Genomic DNA, 22,124 nt, shown 5'->3' with positions numbered 1-22,124 from the left:
TAAGTTTGAAGCATCAACAAAACTTACTTCTACTCCAAATCTTTTTAATCCATGATTTAATAATGCAAAAGTACATCCATATAAAGTTTTACTAGCAACTATATGATCTCCTGCCTTTAAAGCAGTCCATAATGCTGAACTAATTGCTCCCATTCCTGAAGCTGTAGACATACAAGCTTCAGCACCTTCTAATAAAGCTACCTTTTCCTCTAATTGAGTATTAGTAGGATTTCCTAATCTTGAATATATATATCCCCCTTCTTCTAAAGCAAATCTTCTTCCACCTTGTTCTGCACTATCAAATACAAACGTTGATGTTTGGAATATAGGTGTTGTTAATGCCCCTGATACTGGATCCTTATGATGTCCCCCATGTATTGCCTTAGTAGCAAAGTTCATTGTTTCTAAATTTTTCATTATTAGTTCCCCCTTTGATGTTATTTATTGGTGAATCAAAGCATTTCTTTGAAAACGCTTGTCTTTCTTTATCAAAAGAATAACATGTATGGTATTTTTTGTAAATACGCTTTCCTGAAGTTTAATTTTTCTAAATTTTCTACAACTAAATAACTTTGCTATTTTCCATATATCATCGATAAGATAAACTTTAAAATATTCCTTCTAATTTAAGTAATATTTCTTTTATACTTATTTTATCTCCTGCATATCCTACCATTTTTCCATTTTTTCCAATCACTCTGTGACAAGGTATTATTATTACTATGTTATTTAATCTATTCGCTTGACCTACTGCTCTTACGGCTTTTTCATTATTTATAGCTTTAGCAATATCACTATAGCTTCTTGTTTGACCATAAGGTATTTTTAAAAGTTCATTGTAAACACTTTTTCTAAATTCTGTAGTTTCTATATTAATAGGTAAATTAAAATGTTTTCTTTTTTTATTAAAATATTCATCTAACTGTTTTACAGTTTCTTTACATATTTCTTTATCTTCTTTTATATTATTTTTCTCAATATATTTATTAAATTCTTCTTCGTCTATAAGAACTCTTTCTACTCCTTTGTCACTAACTACTATGTATAATTTTCCTATTATAGATTCATATCTATCATATCCTATATTTTTCATAATCTATTCTCCTAATTTATAATATTATAAACCTATTAATAATTATCTTTTAATTTAAAATAAAGCGTATGAATTATTATATTAATTCATACGCTAAATATTAAAACATGTCTTATATCAAGTTTTTATTATTTGGATTATAACATATTCTTATATATTATTAACATTATATTCACTTGATAACTTATCCTGATATGTTCCTACTAATTTAGATAACCCTTCTTTTATTTCATATTCACTTGGTAATATAACAATTCTTCTAGCATCTAATATAAACTTACTTTCTTTTGTTACAATTGTATTACTAGATATCTTTTTATTAACACTGCCCTTCATATCAAGAAGTAACTTTGCAACTTCACCCTTAGTTATATTTTTTAATATTATACGTGATTCTTTTTCTGTTAATAAATTATCATAACTAGCTTTTTCCAACTCTTCATTAAACATTTCCATAATTAATTGAGTATCACTTTTTATATATTTATCAGATATAAATTTACTACCTTTCATAAATCCTAATACTAAAACTATAATAGTAATCATATTTAAAATTGTAAATATCATGTTATTATCAATAATTTCCTCATCATTAGTTAAACCTTGTATTAATATAACCGCTAAAACTGAGCCAAGAATACCTACAGACAAACCTATAATTTTAACAATATTTCCTTTTCCGTCTAATCCAACAATATGTGTATTACTGTCTATGACATACTTTTTTAATTTGTATAACTCTATATCTATCATAGAGTCTATGGTCTGTAAGTTTTTAGCGAACTTAATATATGATGTTGCATCTACCGTATTATCTAAACTTAATCCTCTTATAAACTCTTCTCCATAAACTTTAATCGCTCTTACTATTGATTTTAATAGAGCTTCTTCTCTTGACTCACCATTCCATAATGATAAAGCATACTCTATGCTCCCTGAAATTCCTAATATATGATTACACTCTATACTACCATCAATTTCAAAAAAATCTAATCCTTTTATTTTTCCTTCATTTGCTATATTCCTAGCTTGAGTATAAGTTAAACTTCCCCTTCTTAATATTTCTTTTGGATCAATTACATTTTGAGTTATACCTTCTCTTACTCTATCTTCAAAATCACTTATTGCTTCTTCATACTTATCACAAGGTATTTCTATGTTAATAGGTGATCCGTCTTCATTTATATATCTTAATTCTCCATAGCTTAAACAAGCATCTACACATCGTTCACCAGTACTATTATATTTACTTTTCAATACTTTCGCCATATATCATCGTCCATCCTTTGCTATATAAGCATTGCTTCTAAGCTAGAGTTTTCACTAGCTCTTCTTCACCTAGTATACTAGTTATTTTTACCCCAAAATTTTGATCTACTATTACAACTTGACCATATGCTATTTTTTGACCATTTACAAATATTTCTACTTCTTCACCCTCAAATGTATCTAATTCTATTAAAGATCCCTTAGTTAGTTCAAATATTTCTCTTAGACTCATTTTCGTTCTACCTAATATTGCAGTAACCTTTAATGGTATATCCAATACTCTTTCAAATTTTTCATTCATATATTACACTCCCTTTTTTATACTATCAATTATAACAAGCCCTTTTTTATTCTTTATAAGTCCAGGCTTATATCTTTATGTCTCGAGTCATAATATTTGTAGTTAAATTATAAACTTGAAGTTTATTTTAACATACTAACACCTTCGTAAATTTTATTTTCCTTGTAGATTGTTTATCATTGACCACATTTCATCTACAGCTTTAATTCCGCTACTATTAGATTGAAATGTTCTTTGTGCCATAATTAGATCTGTCATTTCATTTTGCATACTTACATTAGACATCTCTATATATCCTTGCATTATATTTGGGTTATCTGTAATTTTAACTTCAGTATCCTTAATTGGAACAAATAAACTATCTCCCACTGATATAAAATCATTATTGCCTTTTGACTCATATAAGTTTATTTTACCAATTTCTTGCTTATTTAGAAATACCTGTCCTAATTTATTTATATTTAATTCTCCATCTCCTAAGTCTATTTCATTATATCCCATACCATTATTAAATTCTATATCTAATATATTTCCATTATCATCTACTAATCTACCAGAAGAGTCTAAGTTAAGTTCTCCATTTCTTGTATATGCATACGTTCCATCTGGCCTTATAACTCTAAATAACCCTTCTCCATCTATTGCTATATTTGTTTTTATACTAGTATTTTTTAAAGATCCTTGATTAAAATTCCTAGTCGTTTGAGATACCTTAACTCCTGTGCCAGTTATAGAATCATGTGAATTATTAGGATATGATGGTCTATTTAAAGTTTCTTTATATAAATCTAAGAATCCAATATCTAATTTTTTATATCCTGTTGTCTGTGCATTTGTTATATTATTTGATATTATATCTATTTTGCCTTGACTTGCAATCATTCCACTTTTACTATTATGCATTATATTATACATTTTCTATTTCTCCTTACCTCACAGTTCCTATTTCATTAGCAATTTTACTAAGAGTTGAATCAATAGTTTGTATTACCTTTTGATTTGCCTCAAATTCTTTAACAGTTTCCATTAATAAAGCTGTTGTATTTATATAGTCAACATTAGAAGTTTCTAAATAACCTTGTTTTATATAAAATTTATTAGCTTGTGTTGGATTTTCTCCAGAATACAAATTATCTCCTACTTTTTTTAAGGTATCATAGTCATCAAAATCAACGATATTGAAGCTATATTTTTCTATACCATTTACACTTATATTGTTATTTGGCGTAACATGAATTTTATCATTACCTATATTTATAGGTTCTATATTTCCAGTAGTTTTGTTTAATCCCATAACATTGTGGCCCGCATTTGTTACAAGATATCCTTGACTATTAACTTTAAAAGATCCATCTCTTGTAAAAAATGTTTTTCCATTTGTATCTTGAACTTGAAAAAATCCGTTTCCATCTAATGCAAAATCAGAATTATTTTCAGTAGAAATATGAGTTCCTTGTTCATAACTTGTGACAGTATCATCAATACTTACTCCAAAGCTTAAACTACCTAAAATTTGTTTGTTTGAAGCACCATTTATATAATTATCATTATTAGATAAAGTTACTTCATCAAAATTTTTAGATACTAGTGTTTCTTCTTTATATCCAAATGTATTTATATTCGCTAAATTATTTGTTATTACACTTTGTCTTGCTTGTAATGTTAGCATCGATGATACTGATGTATAAATGCCCCTTAACATGATTTTCCTCCTTTAATCTACATACTTCAACTTTTTCATAGTATTTCTTAAATTAGCTATTGCTCTACTATTAAGTTGAGAAACTCTAGATTCTGATACTCCTAATACTCTGCCTATCTCCTTTAATGTAAGCTCTTCATAGTAATATAACGATAGTACTAGTCTATCTTTTTCGTTTAACATATCAATTGCTCTTGCCATTACCTCTACCAGTTCCTCTTTTTCTACTATATAACTTGGGGATAGGATATCTTTATCCTTTATTGTATCTATAAGCTTAACTTCACTTTCTTCTTCAAATATTATATTGTCAAGTGATACGGTACTTAGGTTCATAATCTTCATTTTTATATCATTTACTTCTCTTTTAGAAACTCCCATATACTTTGATATTTCATCTATATTGGGTTCTCTAAAAAATTTATTTTGTAAAATATCAACACTCTTATTATATTCTTTTATTTTACTTACAGATAATCTAGAAGTAGGTGATTGTTTTCTTATTTCATCGATTATAAAAGATGATATCCTTATAGAAGCATAAGTTGAAAATTTAACACCCCTATTAATATCAAACTTTTTACTTGCATCTATTAAGCCCATAACCCCAAAGCTTACTAAGTCTTCATATTCCATACCTATCTTACTAGTATAGTATTTCGATGCAATATGTTTAACAAGAGCCATATTGCTCATTATAAGTTCTTCTTTTTCGTATACAGTCAATACCTTCATCCCCCTTGCTATATATTAACTACACCCTGTGCCTTTATATTAATATCACTTGGTATTTCATTAAGTGATAATATAGTTACATTTGGAAATACCATTTCTACTAATTTTCTAAATGGAGCTCTTATTTTTGGAGATACTAATAATATTGGTCTATTGTTATAGAAATTAACATCTTCCGTTATACTTTGTATATTTGTGAATATTCTATTAGTGCTTTCTGGATCTACTGCTGGATAAGTTCCGTTTATAGACCTTTGTAGGTTATTACCTATTAAATTTTCTACTTCCATAGATAAAGTTGCTACTGTTATTGCATTATTTTCATCTACTAAATCAGAGCATATGCCTCTGCTCATAGCCATCCTTACATACTCTGTAAGTAATTCTATATCTTTAGTATTTCTTGAATGATCTGCTAATGTCTCAAGAATTGTAACCCTATCTTTTATAGCTATCTTTTCTCTTAATAAATTTTGAAATACCTTTTGCACTTCACCTAATGTCATTAAATCAGGTATTAACTCTTCTACAACTGCGCTATATCTTTCTTTGGTTGCATCAATTATAGCCTTAACTTCTTGTCTTCCAATAAGTTCATGTGACTTTGATTTTATTATTTCAAGTAAATGAGTTACTAAAATAGTTGTAGGGTCTACTACTGTAAAACCATATAGTTCAGCTTCTTCTACCTTATCTTTATTTATCCATAAAGCATCAAGACCAAAAGTTGGCTCTTTCGTTTGTATTCCTTCTATATCTATATTCATTCCCATAGGGTTCATACATAATAGCATAGTCGGCATAAGATCATAAGTTACCACTGTATTACCCTTTATTTTTATACTATATTGATTAGGGTTTAGTTGTAAGTTATCCCTTATTCTTATTGGCTGGACAATAATCCCCATATCTATGGCACATTGTCTTCTAACAGAAACTATTCTTTGTAATAAGTCTCCTCCACTGCTTTCATCCGCTAATGGTATTAGACCATATCCTATTTCGACTTCTATTGGCTCTACATTTATAAGACTTGATACATCCTCAGCAGTATCTATACTTGCTTCTGCTTCTTGTTGCTCTTGATTTATTTCTTTTAATTCTTCCTTAGCCTTAGCACTTTTTTCATCTCTATTTAATATGTAGCCTATAAACATAGCTCCTAATCCAAGTGAAAAGAATGATAGCTTAGGAAGCCCCGGCATAACCCCTAATATAATTAAAACTACGCCAGTCATAGCTATTGCTTTTGGAGTAGATATTAATTGTTTTCCTAATAAGTTTCCAAAATTTTCATCACTATCTGCTCTTGTTACTAATATACCTGCTGAAGTAGATATTAATAATGCTGGTATCTGACTTACTAAACCATCACCTATTGTAAGTCTTATATAAGTTTGTACTGATTCTGAAAAATTCATATCAAGCATTACTATACCTATTACAATTCCACCAAGTACATTTATAGTCGTTACTATTATACCTGCTATTGCATCACCTTTTACGAATTTAGATGCACCATCCATTGAACCATAAAAGTCTGCTTCTTGTTGAAGTTCTCTTCTTCTTTTTCTAGCAGTTTTTTCATCTATCATACCTGCGTTTAAATCTGCGTCTATACTCATTTGTTTACCTGGCATGGCATCTAATGTAAATCTTGCAGATACTTCAGATACTCTACTTGAACCATTTGTTATAACAACAAACTGAATTATTATTATAATTAAGAATATAATTATACCTACTACATAATTTCCACCAACAACAAAACTACCAAAAGACTCTATTACATTACCCGCGTATCCTTGACCTAGTATAAGCCTTGTTGATGATATATTTAGACCTAATCTAAATAAAGTAGTTACAAGTAATATCGTAGGAAATATTGATAATTGTAGTATATTAGTAGAAAAAAGAGTTAACAATAATACTAATACTGAAAATGCTATATTAATAGCTAACATTATATCTAATAAAAATGGTGGCAAAGGAATTATTATCATTAAGACAATACCAATAATTCCAAATCCAACTAATATGTCAAATCTTTTTCTCAAATTTAATTTATCCATTTAGAACCTCTTTTTTATAACTTTTTGTATCTATTTTTTATTTTATAAACAGCCACTAATACTTCAGCCACTGCTTGATATACATCTTCTGGAATTTCTTGATCAACTTCTACCTCTTTATATATAAGCCTTGCTAATGGTTTATTTTCTATAATAGGGATATCATGTTCTTTTGCTATTTCTCTTATTTTAAAAGCTAATACATCCGCACCTTTTGCAACCACTATAGGAGTAGTGTCCTTCCCTTTTTCATATCTTATAGCAATAGATATATGAGTTGGATTAGTTACAATAACTGTAGATGAAGGTACTGCCTGCATCATTCGTTGAGATGACATTTCCCTTTGTTTTTGCTTTATCTTGCCTTTTATATGAGGATCACCCTCCATTTGTTTATACTCTTCTTTTACTTCTTGCTTTGTCATTTTCAAATCTTTATTATGTGTATACTTTTGATATGCAAAATCAATAACTGAAATAACCACCACCGCTAAACATATACTTCCTAGTAATTCTTTTATAATATCTACTACTGTATATATAAGATATGGGAGATAAATGTCTCCTATTTTTATAATTCCTTCAAAGTTCTTTTCCATAAAGGAATATCCTATCTCAAAAAGCACCACTATAATAGCTATACTTTTGATTAAATTTCCTAAAGCCTTTAAAGAAAACATATTCTTAAATCCACTTATGGGGTTTATTTTTGATAACTGTGGTTTTAATCCCTCTCCTGTAAGTAACAGTCCTGATTGCATAACATTTCCTATAACGGAAAATACAATTATTATTCCTCCTATAGGCAAGAATATTTTCATGAATGTAATAATTAATTTGATGCCTAATACTTGTAATATATTAGAGTCTATACTTGTTTTAAAATCACTACTTAAAAAAGCAACTATAAAGTTTTTAAGTTCTAAAATTATATAATCAGACATTGTGTAAACTATTAATAAAATGCCTAGTAAAGTTAACGCTGTAACTACCTCTTTACTCTTTGCTATATTACCTTTTTTTCTAGCATCTTTCTTTTTCTTACCCGTTGGCTCTTCGGTTTTATCTCCTGTAGACAACATAATACCTAAAGGTCCCAAAGGCCCTAAAACGCTACTATTCATACCCAAGGTTCCATCTAGTACATCAGGAATTTTATTAAATAAATTATGTACTTCATTCAATATAAAAGGAAGTGCTATTATAAAAAATATAACTCCTACTAATACTTTTAGTGGCATACCAATAATCATTACATTTAATTGAGGAACACTTCTTGATATGAGTCCCATTATTAAGTCTGTTATAATAAGCGATAATATTATTGGTACAGCTATTTTAAAGCCTATTATAAAGTACTGCACAAAAACATTTATTATATATGTAAAATTATTGCTAAGAATTGATTCTCCTATCGGAACCAATTTAAAACTTTGCTGTATTCCTTCAATTAATCTGTGATGACCATTCATACTAAAAAATATTATTATACCCATCCAGTACATAATATTTTCTATAAGTGTAGATTGATCTTTGCTATTTGGATCATATATATTTACCATAGATAACCCTAATTGTTGATCAATCAAACTTCCTGATATTTTTAAACTATTAAAGCATAGACTAGTTATATATCCTAAAACTAAACCTGTCATAGTTTCCATTATTGTATAATTAATTAAATCTGGCATAGTAATTATATTTACGTCTACATTTATAGTGAAAGACACTATTACAGACATAAATAAAGAAAATGCAACTTTAAACATATTCGGCGTCCCTGATGGGAATATAACATTTATAGAACTAAAAAATGTTATTAATCTAATAAATACAAGTATCAACTTAACCCCTACCTTTTTATTACAGCTATCATATTCATAACCTTAGTTGTAAATTTCATAATTTCATGTAACATCCAGTTTCCACCTATCGCTAGAGTTAGTGCTATAACTATTAACTTAGGCACAAAGGTTAATGTCTGCTCTTGTATCTGTGTTGTTGCTTGAAATATACTTATTAATAATCCCACTACTAAAGATAATATAAGTATTGGTCCTCCTACTAACATGCTTGTAAATAAAGCCTCTTTCACTATGCTCATTACCATATTTTCAGTCATAATATTCTCTCCTCATTATGTAAAACTTAAAATTAAAGATTTAATTAATAAATTCCATCCATCTACCATTATGAATAATAAAAGCTTAAATGGTAAAGAAATCATAACTGGAGGAAGCATAAACATCCCCATAGACATAAGGGTACTTGATACCACTAAGTCTATCAGTAAAAATGGTAGATATATTAAAAATCCTATTTGGAAAGCTGTTTTTAATTCACTAATTGCAAAAGCTGGAGCTAAAACATATAAAGGCAGATTTTCTTTTGTTAATTCTTTTTTATCTATATTTGAATTTTCTACAAATAGCTTTATATCTTGCTCTCTTGTTTGCTTTAATAAAAATTCTTTTACTGGTTTTTCTGCTTCTTTTATAGCTTCTTCAAATTTAATTTTTTCATTTATATATGGCTGTATCGCATTGTCATTTATTTGATTTATAGTTGGTGCCATTATAAATATAGTCAGTGCCATTGCAAGTCCAACTAATATTTGATTTGGTATTGATTGTTGAGCTCCTAATGCTGACTTTATAAATGAAAATGTAATAATTATTCTTACAAAACTTGTCATCATAAAGATAACAGTTGGCAAAAACATTAAAAAGGTTAGAATTATAAATAATTCTATTAAAGGAGTAAGTTCTTTGGGATTTGATACAAAACTAGTTAATGTCTCCATCTTTGTTCTCCTTTAAATTGAAATTTTTCAAATTTAATTTATTTAAATTTAATTTTTTTAGCTTGGTGTCATCTTTATTTAACTTAACTAATTTTATTTTCTTTATTTCTTTTCTTTTTTCTTCTATTTCTTTCATTTCTTCTTTATTCAAGTCTTTTATTTTTTCTAATTTAGAAGGTGATGATATTATCACACACCCTTCATCACCTATCTTTAAAACAAATACATCTGTTTCTTTATTTAAGTTTGTTCTTTCTATTATTTGAGTATATTTATATATACCTATACCTTCTAAGCTTGCTTTACTAAATCTTATAGATACAACTATTAGAATAATAATAAATGGTACAAATATACTTAAATTTACTAAGTACTGTAACATATTATCCATGATATTTTTTATTTTTTCTCCTTTTGTTCTACAATTAGAATGTCTACTCTTCTATTTATAGCTCTATTTTCTGGTGTTGAATTCTCCACTATTGGGTTGTACTCACCGTATCCCTTAACTGCAAATCTAGTCGGATCAATATTTTGTCCTTCGACAAAGTATCTTACAACACTCACAGCTCTTGCTGTTGACAACTCCCAGTTAGAACCAAATTTTTCATTGTTCATTGGTATATTATCTGTATTACCTTCAACTAATACATCATTTTCTGTATTATTGATTATCGTTGTTATAGTTTCTAAAACTTCTCTACTATAATCTTTTAATTCTGCTTTTCCAGAGTCAAATAGTATAGTTTCATCTAACTGAAGAACTATACCTCTATCTTCTTGTCTGATTTTTATAACTTCTGTTAAACCATTTTTTTCTATTATTTTATTTAATTTTTCAGATAAATCTTCATAGTCAGAATTATCTGTTTCTATCTTTAAGTCTTTAATATCTTTTAGTTCTTCAATCTCAACATTTCCTTTTAATGATTGTTGCATAGCATTTGATAATTCCTTTAGTTTTTGGCTATCTACAACTGACATTGAATACAGTAAAATAAAAAACGTAAGAAGTAGAGTTATAGTGTCTGAATAGGTTGCAAGCCAACTATCAGTATTTATATCATCTTCTTCTAACCTTCTTTTTCTACGCTGCATCTGTATCCACTCCCTTATCCTCAACTTCTCTATCATAATAATAAAGCTTTTCTTTTGTTGTTAAGAATGTTATCAATTTTTCCTCTATTATCCTTGTACTGTCTCCATTTTGTATACTCATAATTCCACAAAGCATCATTTCTCTGTAGCCAGTTTCTTTTTGACCTTTACTTTGTATGTTAAATCCTATTGGATTTAGAGCAACATTTGCAAATAATGCTCCATAAAAAGTAGTTATAAGTGCTTTTGACATTCCTGATGCTATAACTTCTGGAGTACCCATATCTGCTAGCATCTGTATAAGACCTATTAAAGTTCCTATCATACCAAAGGCTGGTGCATAAGACCCCCATACCTTAAATATTCTTGAACCTTTGTTATAGCTACTTTCTACTTCTAATATTTCTAATTCTAATATTTCTTTTATAGTTTCTACTTCCATTCCATCTATAACTAATTCTAAGCCTTTTCTTAAGAAATCATCTTCTATTTCAGCCACATCATCTTCTATTGCTAAAACACCACTTTTTCTCACTTTTCTTGATATTTCTTTAAATTGGTCTACTAAATCTATTTTGTAGATATTATTAGAAATAAAACTCATTTTAATCATTTTAGGTATCTTTTTAAGATCCTCACTTGAAAAAGTTATAAGTACTGCTGCAAAAGATCCACCTATAGTTATAGCTATTGATGGAAGGTCATAGAATATAGAAAGTTCTGTATCTCCTTGTGCTGCCCCAAACAAAATCAGCCCTATTGCTAGAACTAACCCTATTGGTGTTAGGATATCTTGTTTTTTCATTTTTTTCCCCTCTTACTATCTCTTAAGATTTATTATCTCTTGTAATAATTCATCACTAGTTGTTATTACCTTACTTGCAGCTTGGAAGGCTCTAGTTGTTATCATCATTTCTGTGAACTCTTCTGATAAATCAACATTTGACATTTCTATTGCACCTTGATTTATCATTCCATACTTAGCTCCGGCAATCTTATTTCCTGAGTTTGCTGTTTGTCCATAAAGATTTCCACTTAATGCTTCTAATCCTTCTGGATTTTTAAATACAGCTACTTGTAACATTTGACCATCTGATCTAGTTCCATCATCTAGCACATATGATACTTGTCCCTCTTTAGATATATTAAATGATATAACTTTTTTATCAACTCCATCTGGATTAGGTGCTTTATCAGGTATATTAATATTAGCTCCAGCAGTATCCTTAACACGATATCCACCTGAAGTTACTAAATCTCCATTTGAATCAAGAGAAAACGAGCCATCTCTAGTATAAGCTTCTACCCCATTCATATCTATTACAAAGAGTCCATCTCCATCCATTGCTAAATCTGTAGGTCTCCCAGTTGGTTGAATTGATCCTTGTAACATACTTTTAAATATTCCAGACACCTTAGTACCTATCCCAACTTGTCCTGGGTTTACCCCACCGATTCCTCCTGACGGAGCACTTGCATATATAATTGTTTGATTTAGTGCATCTGTAAAACGAGTGCTTGATTTTTTAAAAGCCGTAGTTCCAACATTAGCAACATTATTCCCCACAACATCCATTTTTGTTTGGTTAGCTTTCATTCCGCTTATTCCTGAATACATTGACTTTAACATAAATTTACTCTCCCTTATTACCTATATTTATATCTGAATTTGTATTATTTTCACTTATCTTTATAAGTGATCCATATTCAATTGATTTTAACTCTCCTGTTTCATTTATCCTAATATCCATATATACAATTCCATCTTTTATATGTATACCTTCAACAACACCTGTTAAAGTTTCTTTATTTATGTCATCACCTTGTGTAGGTTCTTCTCCGTCTTGATTTTTAACAGAAGCATATACTTCCACCTGTTTACCTATTAAAGATGAAGCCGAACTCATAGCTGAGTTTACAAGTAAACTGTTTGTCATTCCTAAAAGATATTCCATTCCATCATTAAGATTCATCATTTGTTCTAAACTATTAAACTGAGCTAATTGTGTCACATACTGCGTTGGGTCTTGTGGATTAAATGGATCTTGGTTGCTCATTTGAGATACTAACATCTTCAAGAATAAATCTTTATCATTTTCTTGCCCTGGCTTAACTATTGGAGTTCCATTTTCAGTTTTGTCATAAGTTCTAGTGTTAGACGTCTTTACTCCATTGCTAAAACTACTTAAATTATTCATACTTCACCCCCTAGATTAATATATTTATGTTTTCTTCTAAGCTTTCTTTTTGATTAATATCTTCTATATTTTCAATACCTACTTGCTGATATTTATTTCTTTTCTTTTTATTTTCCTGGTTTCTTTTATTAAATTCCTGCTCTTTTTTGTTGAATTCTTGATTTAAATTCTCTGAAAAAAACTTTTGATTATCATTTTTTATATCTACAGCTATTTCTTTTATTTTTATATTTAAATCACTTAAATGCTTAGTTATGTCTCCTATGTTTTTATTAACCATATCAAACACATCTTCTTTGCTTACAATTATTGAAACTTTTGTTTCTTCCGCATTTTTTATAAGCTTTATGGTCATATCTCCTAGTTCTCTTGGGCTTATCTTTATTTTTATTTCTTCAATTCCATTTGAATTTAAGTACTTTACAGTTTTTACAATATCTTCACCTATAAACTCTTGTCTAATGTTGTTTATAGGAACTTCCTTTAAGCCATTATTTCCTGAAGCTTTTGTACTAAGTGAATTTAAATTATTGTTTTGGAACATAAAATCATTGCCATCTTTTATATCCAAAATACTTTCTAATGTACTTAAATCTTTATCTTTTATATCTAATTTTTGTAGATTATTTTCTAATATATTATTTTTATTTGATAAACTACTAACTTCTAATTTTTTATACGCCTCTAGGTTATTCACTTCCTGTTTTAACTTATTTTCTATATCTGTAGTTTCAGTTTTTAAGTTTTTAATAGATGGTGTTAAACCTTTATCTAAAATTTTTTTTAGCTGTACAAGTTCTTCATTATCAAAATTTCCATTTTCAATATTTTGTTTTATAAGCTCATAAAACTCATTATTATCTAATTTAATTTCATTGTTTATAGAACCTTCATCAAGTCCATTTGATTTTAATAAACTTCCTATTTGCTTTAGTAAATCTAACTGATTTTTGAAGTTACCATCTACTTGTTCTGATGTTGAAAATGTATTTTCCTTAAAATCACTAAGTTCTCTAAAGTCTATAATTTTATTGTTTAATATATTTTTAAGCAAATCATAAATAATAGCTTCAAGATTTTCTTCATTTGTATCCAAATTAATTTCTTCATCTATATTTCCTAGAATCTCAAAAACACCTTTAAATTCAGTTTTATTACATGCAGTGTCTTTAATAGTATTATTTCCTTGGAAATTGTTTATAAATTGTGTTGAAATATTCAAATTCATATTTGTTCACCCTTTTATGATATGTTTGCTATATTTCTCATATATGCGTATAACGCAAACTCATCATTAGTTATTTGTTCTATTCTTTCTTCTTCTTTTCTTAATTTTTCTAATGCATTTTCTTTAAGCTTTTCTAGTGATTTTCTTTTTATTTGCTTTTCTATAAAATCTTCTTTAGCTTCATTTACCTTTACTTCTTCTTTTTCAAGTTCTTTATTAGTTACTTTTATAGTTTGCGTAAGTGCTGATAAATAATTAATTGTTATCTTTTGTGTAACTACATCCTTAGCTTTGCTTATATCCGAGTATTTTGTGTAATTTGACTCTAAATTCTTTAAGTTTTCTTCTACAACTCTTTTTTTATTTTGAGCTTGAGTGTATGTTAACTTACTTTCTTCTTCATCTTTTATTTTTATATCTAATAGTTTTTGAAGTTTAAATTTGAACTTACTCACTTACTTAAATCTCCTTTAGTTAAACATATTATTTAGCATTTGCTTACTATTTTCAAAAGATATATTTTCATTTACCCTTTGCTTTAAAAAATTATTTACTTTGTCTATATACTTAATAGACATATCTATATTTTTATTTGAACCCTTTTCATAAGCACCAATATTAATCAAATCTTCAGCTTCTTTATAAGTAGCAAGTATATCTCTTGCAAAAGATGCTGATTGTTTATGCTCATCTTCACAAATTTCATTCATCAGTCTACTAACACTATTTAAAATATCTATAGCTGGATAATGATTTTTATGCGCTAAATGTCTAGATAAAACTATATGACCATCTAATATACCTCTTACCGTATCTGCTATTGGCTCATTGAAGTCATCTCCATCAACTAATACAGTATAAAAAGCAGTTATAGAACCTTTATCTGATAAACCTGTTCTTTCCATAAGTTTAGGTAGCATTGCAAAAACCGATGGTGTATATCCTTTTTGAGCAGGAGGCTCACCTATGGCAAGTCCAACTTCTCTTTGTGCCATTGCAAATCTAGTTACAGAATCCATCATCAAAATAACTTTCTTACCCTGATCTCTAAAGTACTCAGCAATTGAGGTTGCAGTTAAAGCTCCTTTTAACCTTACTAAAGGAGACTTATCAGAAGTAGCACATACTACTACTGATTTTTTCATTCCCTCTTCTCCTAAATCTCTTTCTATAAAATCTAGTACTTCTCTTCCTCTTTCTCCGATAAGAGCAATTACATTCACATCTGCTTTAGCAGTTCTTGCCATCATACCTAATGTAGTACTTTTACCAACGCCACTACCTGCAAATATACCTATTCTTTGACCTTCGCCGCAAGTTAAGAATCCATCAATTGCTCTTATTCCAGTAGGCATAACCTTAGTAATTCTTGGTCTTTTCATAGGGTCTGGTGGTTGATTGAACAAACTATATCTCTCACCTGATAAGATTGTACTTTCATCTATTGGATTGCCTATACCATCTAATACTTTTCCTAAAAGCTCATCACTACATTTAACACTAAGAGGTATTCCTTGTGCTACAACTCTACATCCAGGTCCTATTCCTGTTAGTTCTCCCAGAGGCATTAGTATTACATCCCCATCTTTAAATCCAACAACTTCACAATTTATTGGATTATTAAACTGATTATATACAGTACATAACTCTCCTACAAAACCTTTTATTCCTTCTACTTCAACTGTAAGGCCAATTATTTTTTTAACCTTTCCTTCAGATGTAACAGCTGGAATATCTTTAACTCTATTTACTAGTTTTTCGAAATCTATATTAATCATAATAACTCCTCTTTTACCTTATCTAATACAGAATCAATTCCAATAATTAACCTACCTTTTAAAGTATCAATTACTGCATTGCCTTCTCCTATAGATTCATCTCCTAAAACAAACACATCACCATTTACTTTGTAACTTTCTTTAAGTTGTATAATTTGTTTATCTAAACTTTCTTTATATAGAGGATTTACTTTTATAACAAAGTTTTCTTTAAGCTCATATTCTTCAATTATATTGATTAACATATTCTCCATATAAGATATATCCGTGAATTTTTCTTTTAAAACTTTTTCAGCTATACTTATACTTAACTTTAATATATTCTCTTTATTTTCTTTCATATAATTTAGCACATTTTCCTTAGCTTCAAATAAAACATCATTAGCATTTTCAATAATCTTATTTGCTTCTAGCTTTGCTTTTTCAATATTATCTTCATAAGCTTCTTTATATCCATCCTCATAACCATTTTTAACACCTTGGCTATGACCTTGTTCATAAGCTTTTTTTTCTATATCTAAAGCTTCATGCTTGCTATCTTGTATTATTTTTAGTTTTTCATCTTGTGCTGCCTTAATAATTTCTTCATATCTGTTTTCTGCTTCAATTAACTTTAACCTTATTTCTTCTTCTTTTTTTATAAACTCTTCTTCTCTTTTTATAAATTCTTCTTCTGAATTTATATCAACTAATGCTTCTTCCTTAGGATTGCTACTATTATTTTTCAAGGTTTTTTTACCTCTAAAAACCACATCCTCAGCCTTAATAATCTTACTGTCACTATATGATAAACTCATCGTCTGATCCTCTAGTTAATGTTATTTCACCTGTATCTTCAAGCCTTCTAATTATATTAACTATAGTTTGTTGAGATTCTTCTACTTGAGATATCTTTATCTTACCTAATAACTCAATTTCTTCTCTAAGCGCCTGAGATGCCCTTTGTGATTGATTTTTAAATATAACATTTGAAACCTCTTTTGATGCACCTTTAAGTGCAAATGCAATGTCCTTAACGTTAACTTCTTTAAGAATTCTTTGAATAGCCATATTATCAAGTCTAACAATATCATCAAATATAAACATATTTGCCTTGATTTCTTCTGCTAATTCATGGTTTCTTGCTTCTATGTAGTTGATTATACTCTTTTCTGTTTTTCTATCTACACTACTTAATATATCTACTAAACTATCAACACCACCTGAACTTTCCATTTCTCTTTGACCTAACTTGTCTAATTTACGTTCTACTGCTTTATCTATAGTTTTTATAACCTCTGGAGATACAGATGAAGTGCTACCTATCTTTAAAGAAACCTCATGCTTAATTTTGTTAGGTAATTCCCCTAAAATCAGTGCAGCCTTATCTGGTTGAATATGTGAAAGAATTATAGCTATAGTTTGAGAACTTTCTCCTTGTATACAAGCTAAAATTTGTTCTGGTTCTGCCTTTCTTGCAGCCATAAAAAGCTTTGTATATGTATCATATCTAATCCCTTCTAAAAGCTTATTAGCCCTTTGATTTCCAAGTGCACCATTAAGTAAAGATTTTGCATAATCTATACCACCCTCTAATACAAATTCTTTTCCTTTATTTAATTCTATAAATTCTTGAAGAATTTCTCTTCTCTCTCTAGCGTTTACAGTGTGTATATTAGCTATTTCTACACCTATCTTTTGTATTTTTTTATCAGATAAATTCTTTATTATACTAGCTGATATATCTGTTCCTAATGTCATTAAAAGCACTGCTGCTTTTCTTGAACCAGCAACCTTCCTTATCTTAGATATATCGCCTAGGTCAAATGCATTACCTGATTTAGTAATTTCTTTTTGCAAAATAAACAACCACCTTCTACTCGTTTAACCAGCTCTTAATTAGCTCTGTAACTTGATCTGGATTTTCAGAAGCATAAATTCTAACTTCTTCTTCTAAAGTTATATTTTCTTCATCATTTTCCATATTTTTAATTCTATCTTTTTCCATTTCTTCTAACTTCTGATTTATTAAGTCTATTTCAGAATCATCATCAAATATATCTTCTTTATTTCCTTTTCTTTTCTTAATAATAAACATTGTTATCAATGCAATTACTATAAGTAATAAAAGTGCTCCTACTACATAAGCTGTTGTTTTTAACACCTTAACTAATCCCTCATCTTCTTTAATAGCATCTATTGGATTGTTAGACTTGGCATCTGTATTAAAATTCATGCCTACTACAGTAACATCATCACCTCTATTTTTTTCCATACCTATAGTGTTAGCTACCATATCTTTAACATTTTTAATAGCCCCTGCATCTAAATCTCCATCAATAGCAACAGATGCTGTAATTTTATTTAACTCACCCTGAGCTTTTATAGTTTTAGTTTCTATTTTTCCAACTTCATACTCTATGTTTTCTTCTTTACTTTCAACAGTTTCTTTTTGGTCTTTTCCTACATTATTCATATTGTTATCTACAGCTCCACCAGTATTACCTTCTTCTGTAGACTTATTATTACTTTTTGACTCACTCACAATTACTTTATTTGGATCTATTACCAACTCTGTTTTTTCACTAGTATCAAAATTTAGATCCGCATTTACAGTCGCCTTTACTTTTCCTTGACCAAATATAGGTTCTAAAAGACCTATGATAGATCTTTCTAAATCTGAACTTAATTCCTTCTCTGATTTTCTAGCTATATCAATGGCACTTGAATTTGTGGAATTAACATTGCCTTCTTCATCAAATAGCCCTTCTGATAATAAATTCATATTTTGATCTACTACTTCAACATTTTGTTTTGGTATATTAAACGTACTTGCCGAAACCAATGACATTATAGACCTTATTTGAGTAGGTTCTAAACTTTCACCTGGCTTTAAATTTATATATACAGCTGCTTTCCCTGGTATACTTTCCTTAGCAAAAACAGACTCTTCTCCCTTTGTTATATGTACTCTTGCATCCTCTACCTGTGGGAAAGTCTTTATAGTCTTTTCAATTTCACCTTGAATCATTCTTTGCTTTTTTATCTCAAATTCTTCATCAGTCATACCAAAAGAAGAACCCTCATCCATAATTTCAAACCCTTTTGAACCATTGGATATATTACTAGATAATTCAAGCCTTAGCTTATCAACTTCTTCTTTTGGTACATATATACTGTCGCCTTCTACTTTAGTATCTATTTTTCTACTTTCAAGTTCTTTACTTATAGCCGCTGCATCATTTGAATCTAAACCTGAAAAAAGCACCTTATACTTGTTATCTTTTACATATCCAATTCCAAAAACAATAGCTAGTATAATTGCTACTACTCCCACTATAATTGCTATCTTTTTTTCTTTTTTAAGGGCGCTAAATTGATCTGTTTTAGTGCTTATAAAATCTTTTACCTTTTGTATAATTTCTTTTGAATTCATTTATCTACTCCTTGTCAATAGACTACAATTGTACTCTATTTACCTCTTGATAAGCCTCAAATAACTTATTTCTAACCTCTAACATTAACTGCATTGACATTTGTGACTCCTGTACCGATAGCATAACATCATGCATACTTACGTCTTCGCCTTTTATAAGACCTTCAATCATGTTATTAGCGTTCACTTGAGTTTCATTTACCTTGTTCACAGCATCCTTTATAACATCTGAGAAATTGACTTTTGATTCTTTATTTACTACCTCATTTTTTATACTTGGTGCAAATATGTTAGAATTTGCTACTACGCCTGTTATACCTTGCATATAATCACCTCTTTATATTATCTTCCTATTTCTAGTGCTTTTGATATCATACTTTTTTGTGCATTTAAAGTATCAACGTTAGATTCATAAGATCTAGATGCCGCTATTAACTCTGACATTTCAACTAACATATCTACATTAGGATATTCAACATATCCTTGTTCATCTGCATCTGGATGATTTGGTTCATATAATTTTCTAAGAGGAGATTTATCATCTTCTATTGATACAGTCTTTACTCCTAACATCCCTAACTTTTCATCATAATTTTCAGCAAAGGTGGCAACTTTACGTATGTATGCTCCACCATCTTCAGTTCTTGTAGTTTTTGCATTTGCCACATTTGATGATATAATATCCATTCTTAGTCTCTCTGCAGAAAGACCACTTGCACTAATTCTCATACCACTAAAAACGCTCATTTACTTACCTCCCTGATATTACACTTTTTGTCATTGCTATTTTTATATTTGTTAAATTTACTAAAGCATTGTACTGAAGTGTTGTAGCTGCTTGATTTACCTTTTCATTTTCTAAATCAACATTATTTCCATCTTCTCTCATCTTTGAAGTTTTATCAGTTTTAACTTCTATCTTCGGTTTATTTCCCATACTATTATTTAATGTGTCTTCAAAAGTCACATACTTTCTTTTATATTCAGGAGTGTTTATATTTGCAATATTATTTGCAATAACCTTACTTCTTAAATCTGTAGCATCTAAGCTCATTTTCATTAAATTATATGTATTCATATTCCCTCCTATTTTTTATTTTAAATCAAAAAAACTACCCTAAAAGAGTAGTTTAAATTACTTTCATAACATTATAAATCATTGCTAATTATTTCAATGCAAACCAAAACAAAATTATAAAATATACTTTTACTACATCCTTATATCTATAAATTTCCCTAATATTGAATATTTCATTTTTGTAAGCTTATAAATTGTATTATACTCTTTTTTATGACTACATTCTACAATTTAACCAAAATATGACAAATATCGTTCGTCTTTTTTCGACAAATTAAGACAATAAGGATTATTTTATTCTTTTTTGAAGTTATTTTTTTGCATTATTTTTAATTTTTTATATGAATTATAGTAACTATAATTTATATTTTTGTACAAAAAAATACCCTTGAAAGAGTAATTTTTTATATCAGCAATGATAACAAAAAGTTTATTAACTCTTCGGCAGCTGGCTGGCATAGTTTTTTAAACCTTAGCCCCTATAGTTTTGCGTCACTAGATTTCCCTAGTTTTGCCTATTAAATTTTATTTTTAGTGTTATTAATATATATTATACCATATTTTTCTATGTTTTTGTCACTAAATTCCATATTTTCCGAACAAAACCATAATTAATATTTTTGACTAATTGACCATTTACTATATTTTACGTAATAATTCATAACTAAATTAATCAAAATTACGTTAGCTTTTAAAATTATATATTATTATTGAGATTTTCTTATTCATTTCCCTCTAGATATATCATTACTATTAATTATACTCTTGATACCAAATCATAGGTTACTTATTTTAATTCTAATTTACATACTCAATAATAATCTATTCTGTTCATACAAAATAGGCATAATTTAAAATTATGCCCACCTTTATAAATCATTCTATTTGCCCATAAGTATAACCATATGGGCAAAAGTATTCAAATCATTTTCAGATAAGTACTTATGTAACTTATCAACTATAAAACTATCATGTTCTACTACTTTAACAAAACTTTGTATAAGATGTAAAACTTTATCAGTATCCATATCTTCCTTATAGTGTCCACACAATCCTATAAGATTCATCTTTATTATTGAAAAATTAACTATAATGTTTACATAAGTATCTAATAAAGACATATTACTAATAGGAAATAATGTTTTAAATATATAACTAACTAAATAATTTTCATATATATAGTCATAATTTTTCATAAAAGGATTATAATACTTATCTAAAGACTGTGTAAATCTTTCTTTTATTAACTTTGGATTTTGACTATCTAATTGAAGACTATTAACTATATTTACAAAATTTTCAAGATATCTTTTACTATTTATATTTTTACTTAGTATAATTTTATAAATATCAG

The 22,124-nt window shown here is 28.4% G+C and carries 26 protein-coding genes and 1 riboswitch; all 26 genes read right to left on the bottom strand.

Annotation, left to right across the window (positions count from 1 at the left end; genetic code table 11):
* A partial coding sequence (locus tag VLM92_RS03495) for a PLP-dependent transferase (RefSeq protein ID WP_325274964.1) occupies positions 1-417 on the bottom strand: 417 nt, incomplete at its 3' end.
* 190 nt (positions 418-607) lie between these two features.
* Positions 608-1,093, bottom strand: coding sequence for a methylated-DNA--[protein]-cysteine S-methyltransferase (locus VLM92_RS03490; RefSeq protein ID WP_325274963.1), 486 nt, complete (start codon positions 1,091-1,093; stop codon positions 608-610).
* Between the two features lie 150 nt (positions 1,094-1,243).
* Positions 1,244-2,362 carry a hypothetical protein gene (locus VLM92_RS03485; protein WP_325274962.1) on the bottom strand — a complete coding sequence of 373 codons (1,119 nt, stop codon included), beginning with the start codon at positions 2,360-2,362 and terminating at the stop codon, positions 1,244-1,246.
* A 37-nt stretch (positions 2,363-2,399) separates the two neighbouring features.
* The gene (gene fliN, locus VLM92_RS03480) at positions 2,400-2,663 is read right to left on the bottom strand and encodes a flagellar motor switch protein FliN (RefSeq protein ID WP_325274961.1); all 264 of its coding nucleotides are present in this window, start codon (positions 2,661-2,663) and stop codon (positions 2,400-2,402) included.
* 153 nt (positions 2,664-2,816) lie between these two features.
* Entirely contained in the window at positions 2,817-3,578 is a 762-nt protein-coding gene (locus VLM92_RS03475; RefSeq protein ID WP_325274960.1) for a flagellar hook-basal body complex protein, read from the bottom strand.
* A gap of 13 nt (positions 3,579-3,591) precedes the next feature.
* Positions 3,592-4,365, bottom strand: coding sequence for a flagellar hook-basal body complex protein (locus tag VLM92_RS03470; RefSeq protein ID WP_325274959.1), 774 nt, complete (start codon positions 4,363-4,365; stop codon positions 3,592-3,594).
* A 12-nt stretch (positions 4,366-4,377) separates the two neighbouring features.
* The gene (locus VLM92_RS03465) at positions 4,378-5,100 is read right to left on the bottom strand and encodes a FliA/WhiG family RNA polymerase sigma factor (protein WP_325274958.1); all 723 of its coding nucleotides are present in this window, start codon (positions 5,098-5,100) and stop codon (positions 4,378-4,380) included.
* Between the two features lie 8 nt (positions 5,101-5,108).
* The gene (flhA, locus tag VLM92_RS03460) at positions 5,109-7,172 is read right to left on the bottom strand and encodes a flagellar biosynthesis protein FlhA (protein WP_325274957.1); all 2,064 of its coding nucleotides are present in this window, start codon (positions 7,170-7,172) and stop codon (positions 5,109-5,111) included.
* 14 nt (positions 7,173-7,186) lie between these two features.
* Positions 7,187-9,016: a fused FliR family export protein/FlhB family type III secretion system protein gene (locus tag VLM92_RS03455; protein WP_325274956.1), complete on the bottom strand. Its 1,830-nt coding sequence runs from the start codon at positions 9,014-9,016 to the stop codon at positions 7,187-7,189.
* Between the two features lie 8 nt (positions 9,017-9,024).
* Positions 9,025-9,294 carry a flagellar biosynthesis protein FliQ gene (gene fliQ / locus VLM92_RS03450; protein ID WP_325274955.1) on the bottom strand — a complete coding sequence of 90 codons (270 nt, stop codon included), beginning with the start codon at positions 9,292-9,294 and terminating at the stop codon, positions 9,025-9,027.
* Positions 9,295-9,309: 15 nt separating this feature from the next.
* Positions 9,310-9,975 (bottom strand): flagellar type III secretion system pore protein FliP, encoded by a 666-nt coding sequence (gene fliP / locus VLM92_RS03445; RefSeq protein WP_325274954.1) that lies wholly within the window; start codon positions 9,973-9,975, stop codon positions 9,310-9,312.
* Positions 9,959-10,366, bottom strand: a complete 408-nt coding sequence (locus tag VLM92_RS03440; protein ID WP_325274953.1) for a flagellar biosynthesis protein FliZ — start codon at positions 10,364-10,366, stop codon at positions 9,959-9,961. The genes fliP and VLM92_RS03440 overlap by 17 nt, the downstream gene beginning before the upstream one ends.
* An 8-nt stretch (positions 10,367-10,374) precedes the next feature.
* Positions 10,375-11,073, bottom strand: coding sequence for an OmpA family protein (locus tag VLM92_RS03435; RefSeq protein WP_325274952.1), 699 nt, complete (start codon positions 11,071-11,073; stop codon positions 10,375-10,377).
* Positions 11,063-11,878, bottom strand: a complete 816-nt coding sequence (locus VLM92_RS03430; protein WP_325274951.1) for a motility protein A — start codon at positions 11,876-11,878, stop codon at positions 11,063-11,065. The genes VLM92_RS03435 and VLM92_RS03430 overlap by 11 nt, the downstream gene beginning before the upstream one ends.
* Before the next feature lie 15 nt (positions 11,879-11,893).
* Positions 11,894-12,703, bottom strand: coding sequence for a flagellar hook-basal body complex protein (locus VLM92_RS03425; RefSeq protein ID WP_325274950.1), 810 nt, complete (start codon positions 12,701-12,703; stop codon positions 11,894-11,896).
* Between the two features lie 4 nt (positions 12,704-12,707).
* Positions 12,708-13,271: a flagellar hook assembly protein FlgD gene (locus VLM92_RS03420; RefSeq protein ID WP_325274949.1), complete on the bottom strand. Its 564-nt coding sequence runs from the start codon at positions 13,269-13,271 to the stop codon at positions 12,708-12,710.
* A 10-nt stretch (positions 13,272-13,281) separates the two neighbouring features.
* Complete coding sequence (locus tag VLM92_RS03415; RefSeq protein WP_325274948.1) at positions 13,282-14,499, bottom strand: flagellar hook-length control protein FliK; 1,218 nt, start codon at positions 14,497-14,499, stop codon at positions 13,282-13,284.
* Positions 14,500-14,513: 14 nt separating this feature from the next.
* Complete coding sequence (gene fliJ, locus VLM92_RS03410; protein WP_325274947.1) at positions 14,514-14,954, bottom strand: flagellar export protein FliJ; 441 nt, start codon at positions 14,952-14,954, stop codon at positions 14,514-14,516.
* 15 nt (positions 14,955-14,969) lie between these two features.
* Positions 14,970-16,277 carry a flagellar protein export ATPase FliI gene (gene fliI / locus VLM92_RS03405; RefSeq protein WP_325274946.1) on the bottom strand — a complete coding sequence of 436 codons (1,308 nt, stop codon included), beginning with the start codon at positions 16,275-16,277 and terminating at the stop codon, positions 14,970-14,972.
* Entirely contained in the window at positions 16,274-17,074 is an 801-nt protein-coding gene (locus VLM92_RS03400) for a hypothetical protein (protein ID WP_325274945.1), read from the bottom strand. The genes fliI and VLM92_RS03400 overlap by 4 nt, the downstream gene beginning before the upstream one ends.
* The gene (fliG, locus tag VLM92_RS03395; protein WP_325274944.1) at positions 17,058-18,116 is read right to left on the bottom strand and encodes a flagellar motor switch protein FliG; all 1,059 of its coding nucleotides are present in this window, start codon (positions 18,114-18,116) and stop codon (positions 17,058-17,060) included. Before fliG ends, VLM92_RS03400 begins: the two co-directional genes overlap by 17 nt.
* 16 nt (positions 18,117-18,132) lie before the next feature.
* Complete coding sequence (gene fliF / locus VLM92_RS03390) at positions 18,133-19,692, bottom strand: flagellar basal-body MS-ring/collar protein FliF (RefSeq protein WP_325274943.1); 1,560 nt, start codon at positions 19,690-19,692, stop codon at positions 18,133-18,135.
* Between the two features lie 22 nt (positions 19,693-19,714).
* Positions 19,715-20,017: a flagellar hook-basal body complex protein FliE gene (gene fliE / locus VLM92_RS03385; protein ID WP_325274942.1), complete on the bottom strand. Its 303-nt coding sequence runs from the start codon at positions 20,015-20,017 to the stop codon at positions 19,715-19,717.
* Between the two features lie 17 nt (positions 20,018-20,034).
* Positions 20,035-20,439, bottom strand: a complete 405-nt coding sequence (gene flgC / locus VLM92_RS03380) for a flagellar basal body rod protein FlgC (RefSeq protein WP_325274941.1) — start codon at positions 20,437-20,439, stop codon at positions 20,035-20,037.
* A 4-nt stretch (positions 20,440-20,443) separates the two neighbouring features.
* Positions 20,444-20,770 carry a flagellar basal body protein gene (locus VLM92_RS03375; protein ID WP_325274940.1) on the bottom strand — a complete coding sequence of 109 codons (327 nt, stop codon included), beginning with the start codon at positions 20,768-20,770 and terminating at the stop codon, positions 20,444-20,446.
* A 440-nt stretch (positions 20,771-21,210) separates the two neighbouring features.
* A riboswitch (cyclic di-GMP riboswitch) is annotated at positions 21,211-21,296 on the bottom strand.
* Between the two features lie 355 nt (positions 21,297-21,651).
* Positions 21,652-22,124 (bottom strand): hypothetical protein (locus VLM92_RS03370; protein ID WP_331681671.1); only part of this gene is annotated, 473 nt, incomplete at its 5' end.

Origin of the sequence: Romboutsia sp., assembly GCF_035470145.1 — a bacterium.
GTDB lineage: Bacteria > Bacillota > Clostridia > Peptostreptococcales > Peptostreptococcaceae > Romboutsia_D.
Note: the sequence above shows the minus strand (reverse complement) of the source record. Positions and strands in the feature narration are given on the sequence as shown.

Coding starts and splice junctions, on each gene's coding strand:
- VLM92_RS03375 (WP_325274940.1), bottom strand. CDS start 20,770: ATGAATACATATAATTTAATGAAAATGAGCTTAGATGCTACAGATTTA.
- VLM92_RS03415 (WP_325274948.1), bottom strand. CDS start 14,499: ATGAATTTGAATATTTCAACACAATTTATAAACAATTTCCAAGGAAAT.
- VLM92_RS03475 (WP_325274960.1), bottom strand. CDS start 3,578: ATGTATAATATAATGCATAATAGTAAAAGTGGAATGATTGCAAGTCAA.
- VLM92_RS03470 (WP_325274959.1), bottom strand. CDS start 4,365: ATGTTAAGGGGCATTTATACATCAGTATCATCGATGCTAACATTACAA.
- VLM92_RS03485 (WP_325274962.1), bottom strand. CDS start 2,362: ATGGCGAAAGTATTGAAAAGTAAATATAATAGTACTGGTGAACGATGT.
- flhA (WP_325274957.1), bottom strand. CDS start 7,172: ATGGATAAATTAAATTTGAGAAAAAGATTTGACATATTAGTTGGATTT.
- VLM92_RS03400 (WP_325274945.1), bottom strand. CDS start 17,074: ATGAGTTTATCATATAGTGACAGTAAGATTATTAAGGCTGAGGATGTG.
- fliF (WP_325274943.1), bottom strand. CDS start 19,692: ATGAATTCAAAAGAAATTATACAAAAGGTAAAAGATTTTATAAGCACT.
- fliP (WP_325274954.1), bottom strand. CDS start 9,975: ATGGAGACATTAACTAGTTTTGTATCAAATCCCAAAGAACTTACTCCT.
- VLM92_RS03430 (WP_325274951.1), bottom strand. CDS start 11,878: ATGAAAAAACAAGATATCCTAACACCAATAGGGTTAGTTCTAGCAATA.
- VLM92_RS03435 (WP_325274952.1), bottom strand. CDS start 11,073: ATGCAGCGTAGAAAAAGAAGGTTAGAAGAAGATGATATAAATACTGAT.
- fliQ (WP_325274955.1), bottom strand. CDS start 9,294: ATGACTGAAAATATGGTAATGAGCATAGTGAAAGAGGCTTTATTTACA.
- fliI (WP_325274946.1), bottom strand. CDS start 16,277: ATGATTAATATAGATTTCGAAAAACTAGTAAATAGAGTTAAAGATATT.
- fliE (WP_325274942.1), bottom strand. CDS start 20,017: ATGCAAGGTATAACAGGCGTAGTAGCAAATTCTAACATATTTGCACCA.
- VLM92_RS03425 (WP_325274950.1), bottom strand. CDS start 12,703: ATGTTAAAGTCAATGTATTCAGGAATAAGCGGAATGAAAGCTAACCAA.
- VLM92_RS03420 (WP_325274949.1), bottom strand. CDS start 13,271: ATGAATAATTTAAGTAGTTTTAGCAATGGAGTAAAGACGTCTAACACT.
- fliN (WP_325274961.1), bottom strand. CDS start 2,663: ATGAATGAAAAATTTGAAAGAGTATTGGATATACCATTAAAGGTTACT.
- VLM92_RS03490 (WP_325274963.1), bottom strand. CDS start 1,093: ATGAAAAATATAGGATATGATAGATATGAATCTATAATAGGAAAATTA.
- VLM92_RS03440 (WP_325274953.1), bottom strand. CDS start 10,366: ATGGATAATATGTTACAGTACTTAGTAAATTTAAGTATATTTGTACCA.
- flgC (WP_325274941.1), bottom strand. CDS start 20,439: ATGAGCGTTTTTAGTGGTATGAGAATTAGTGCAAGTGGTCTTTCTGCA.
- VLM92_RS03465 (WP_325274958.1), bottom strand. CDS start 5,100: ATGAAGGTATTGACTGTATACGAAAAAGAAGAACTTATAATGAGCAAT.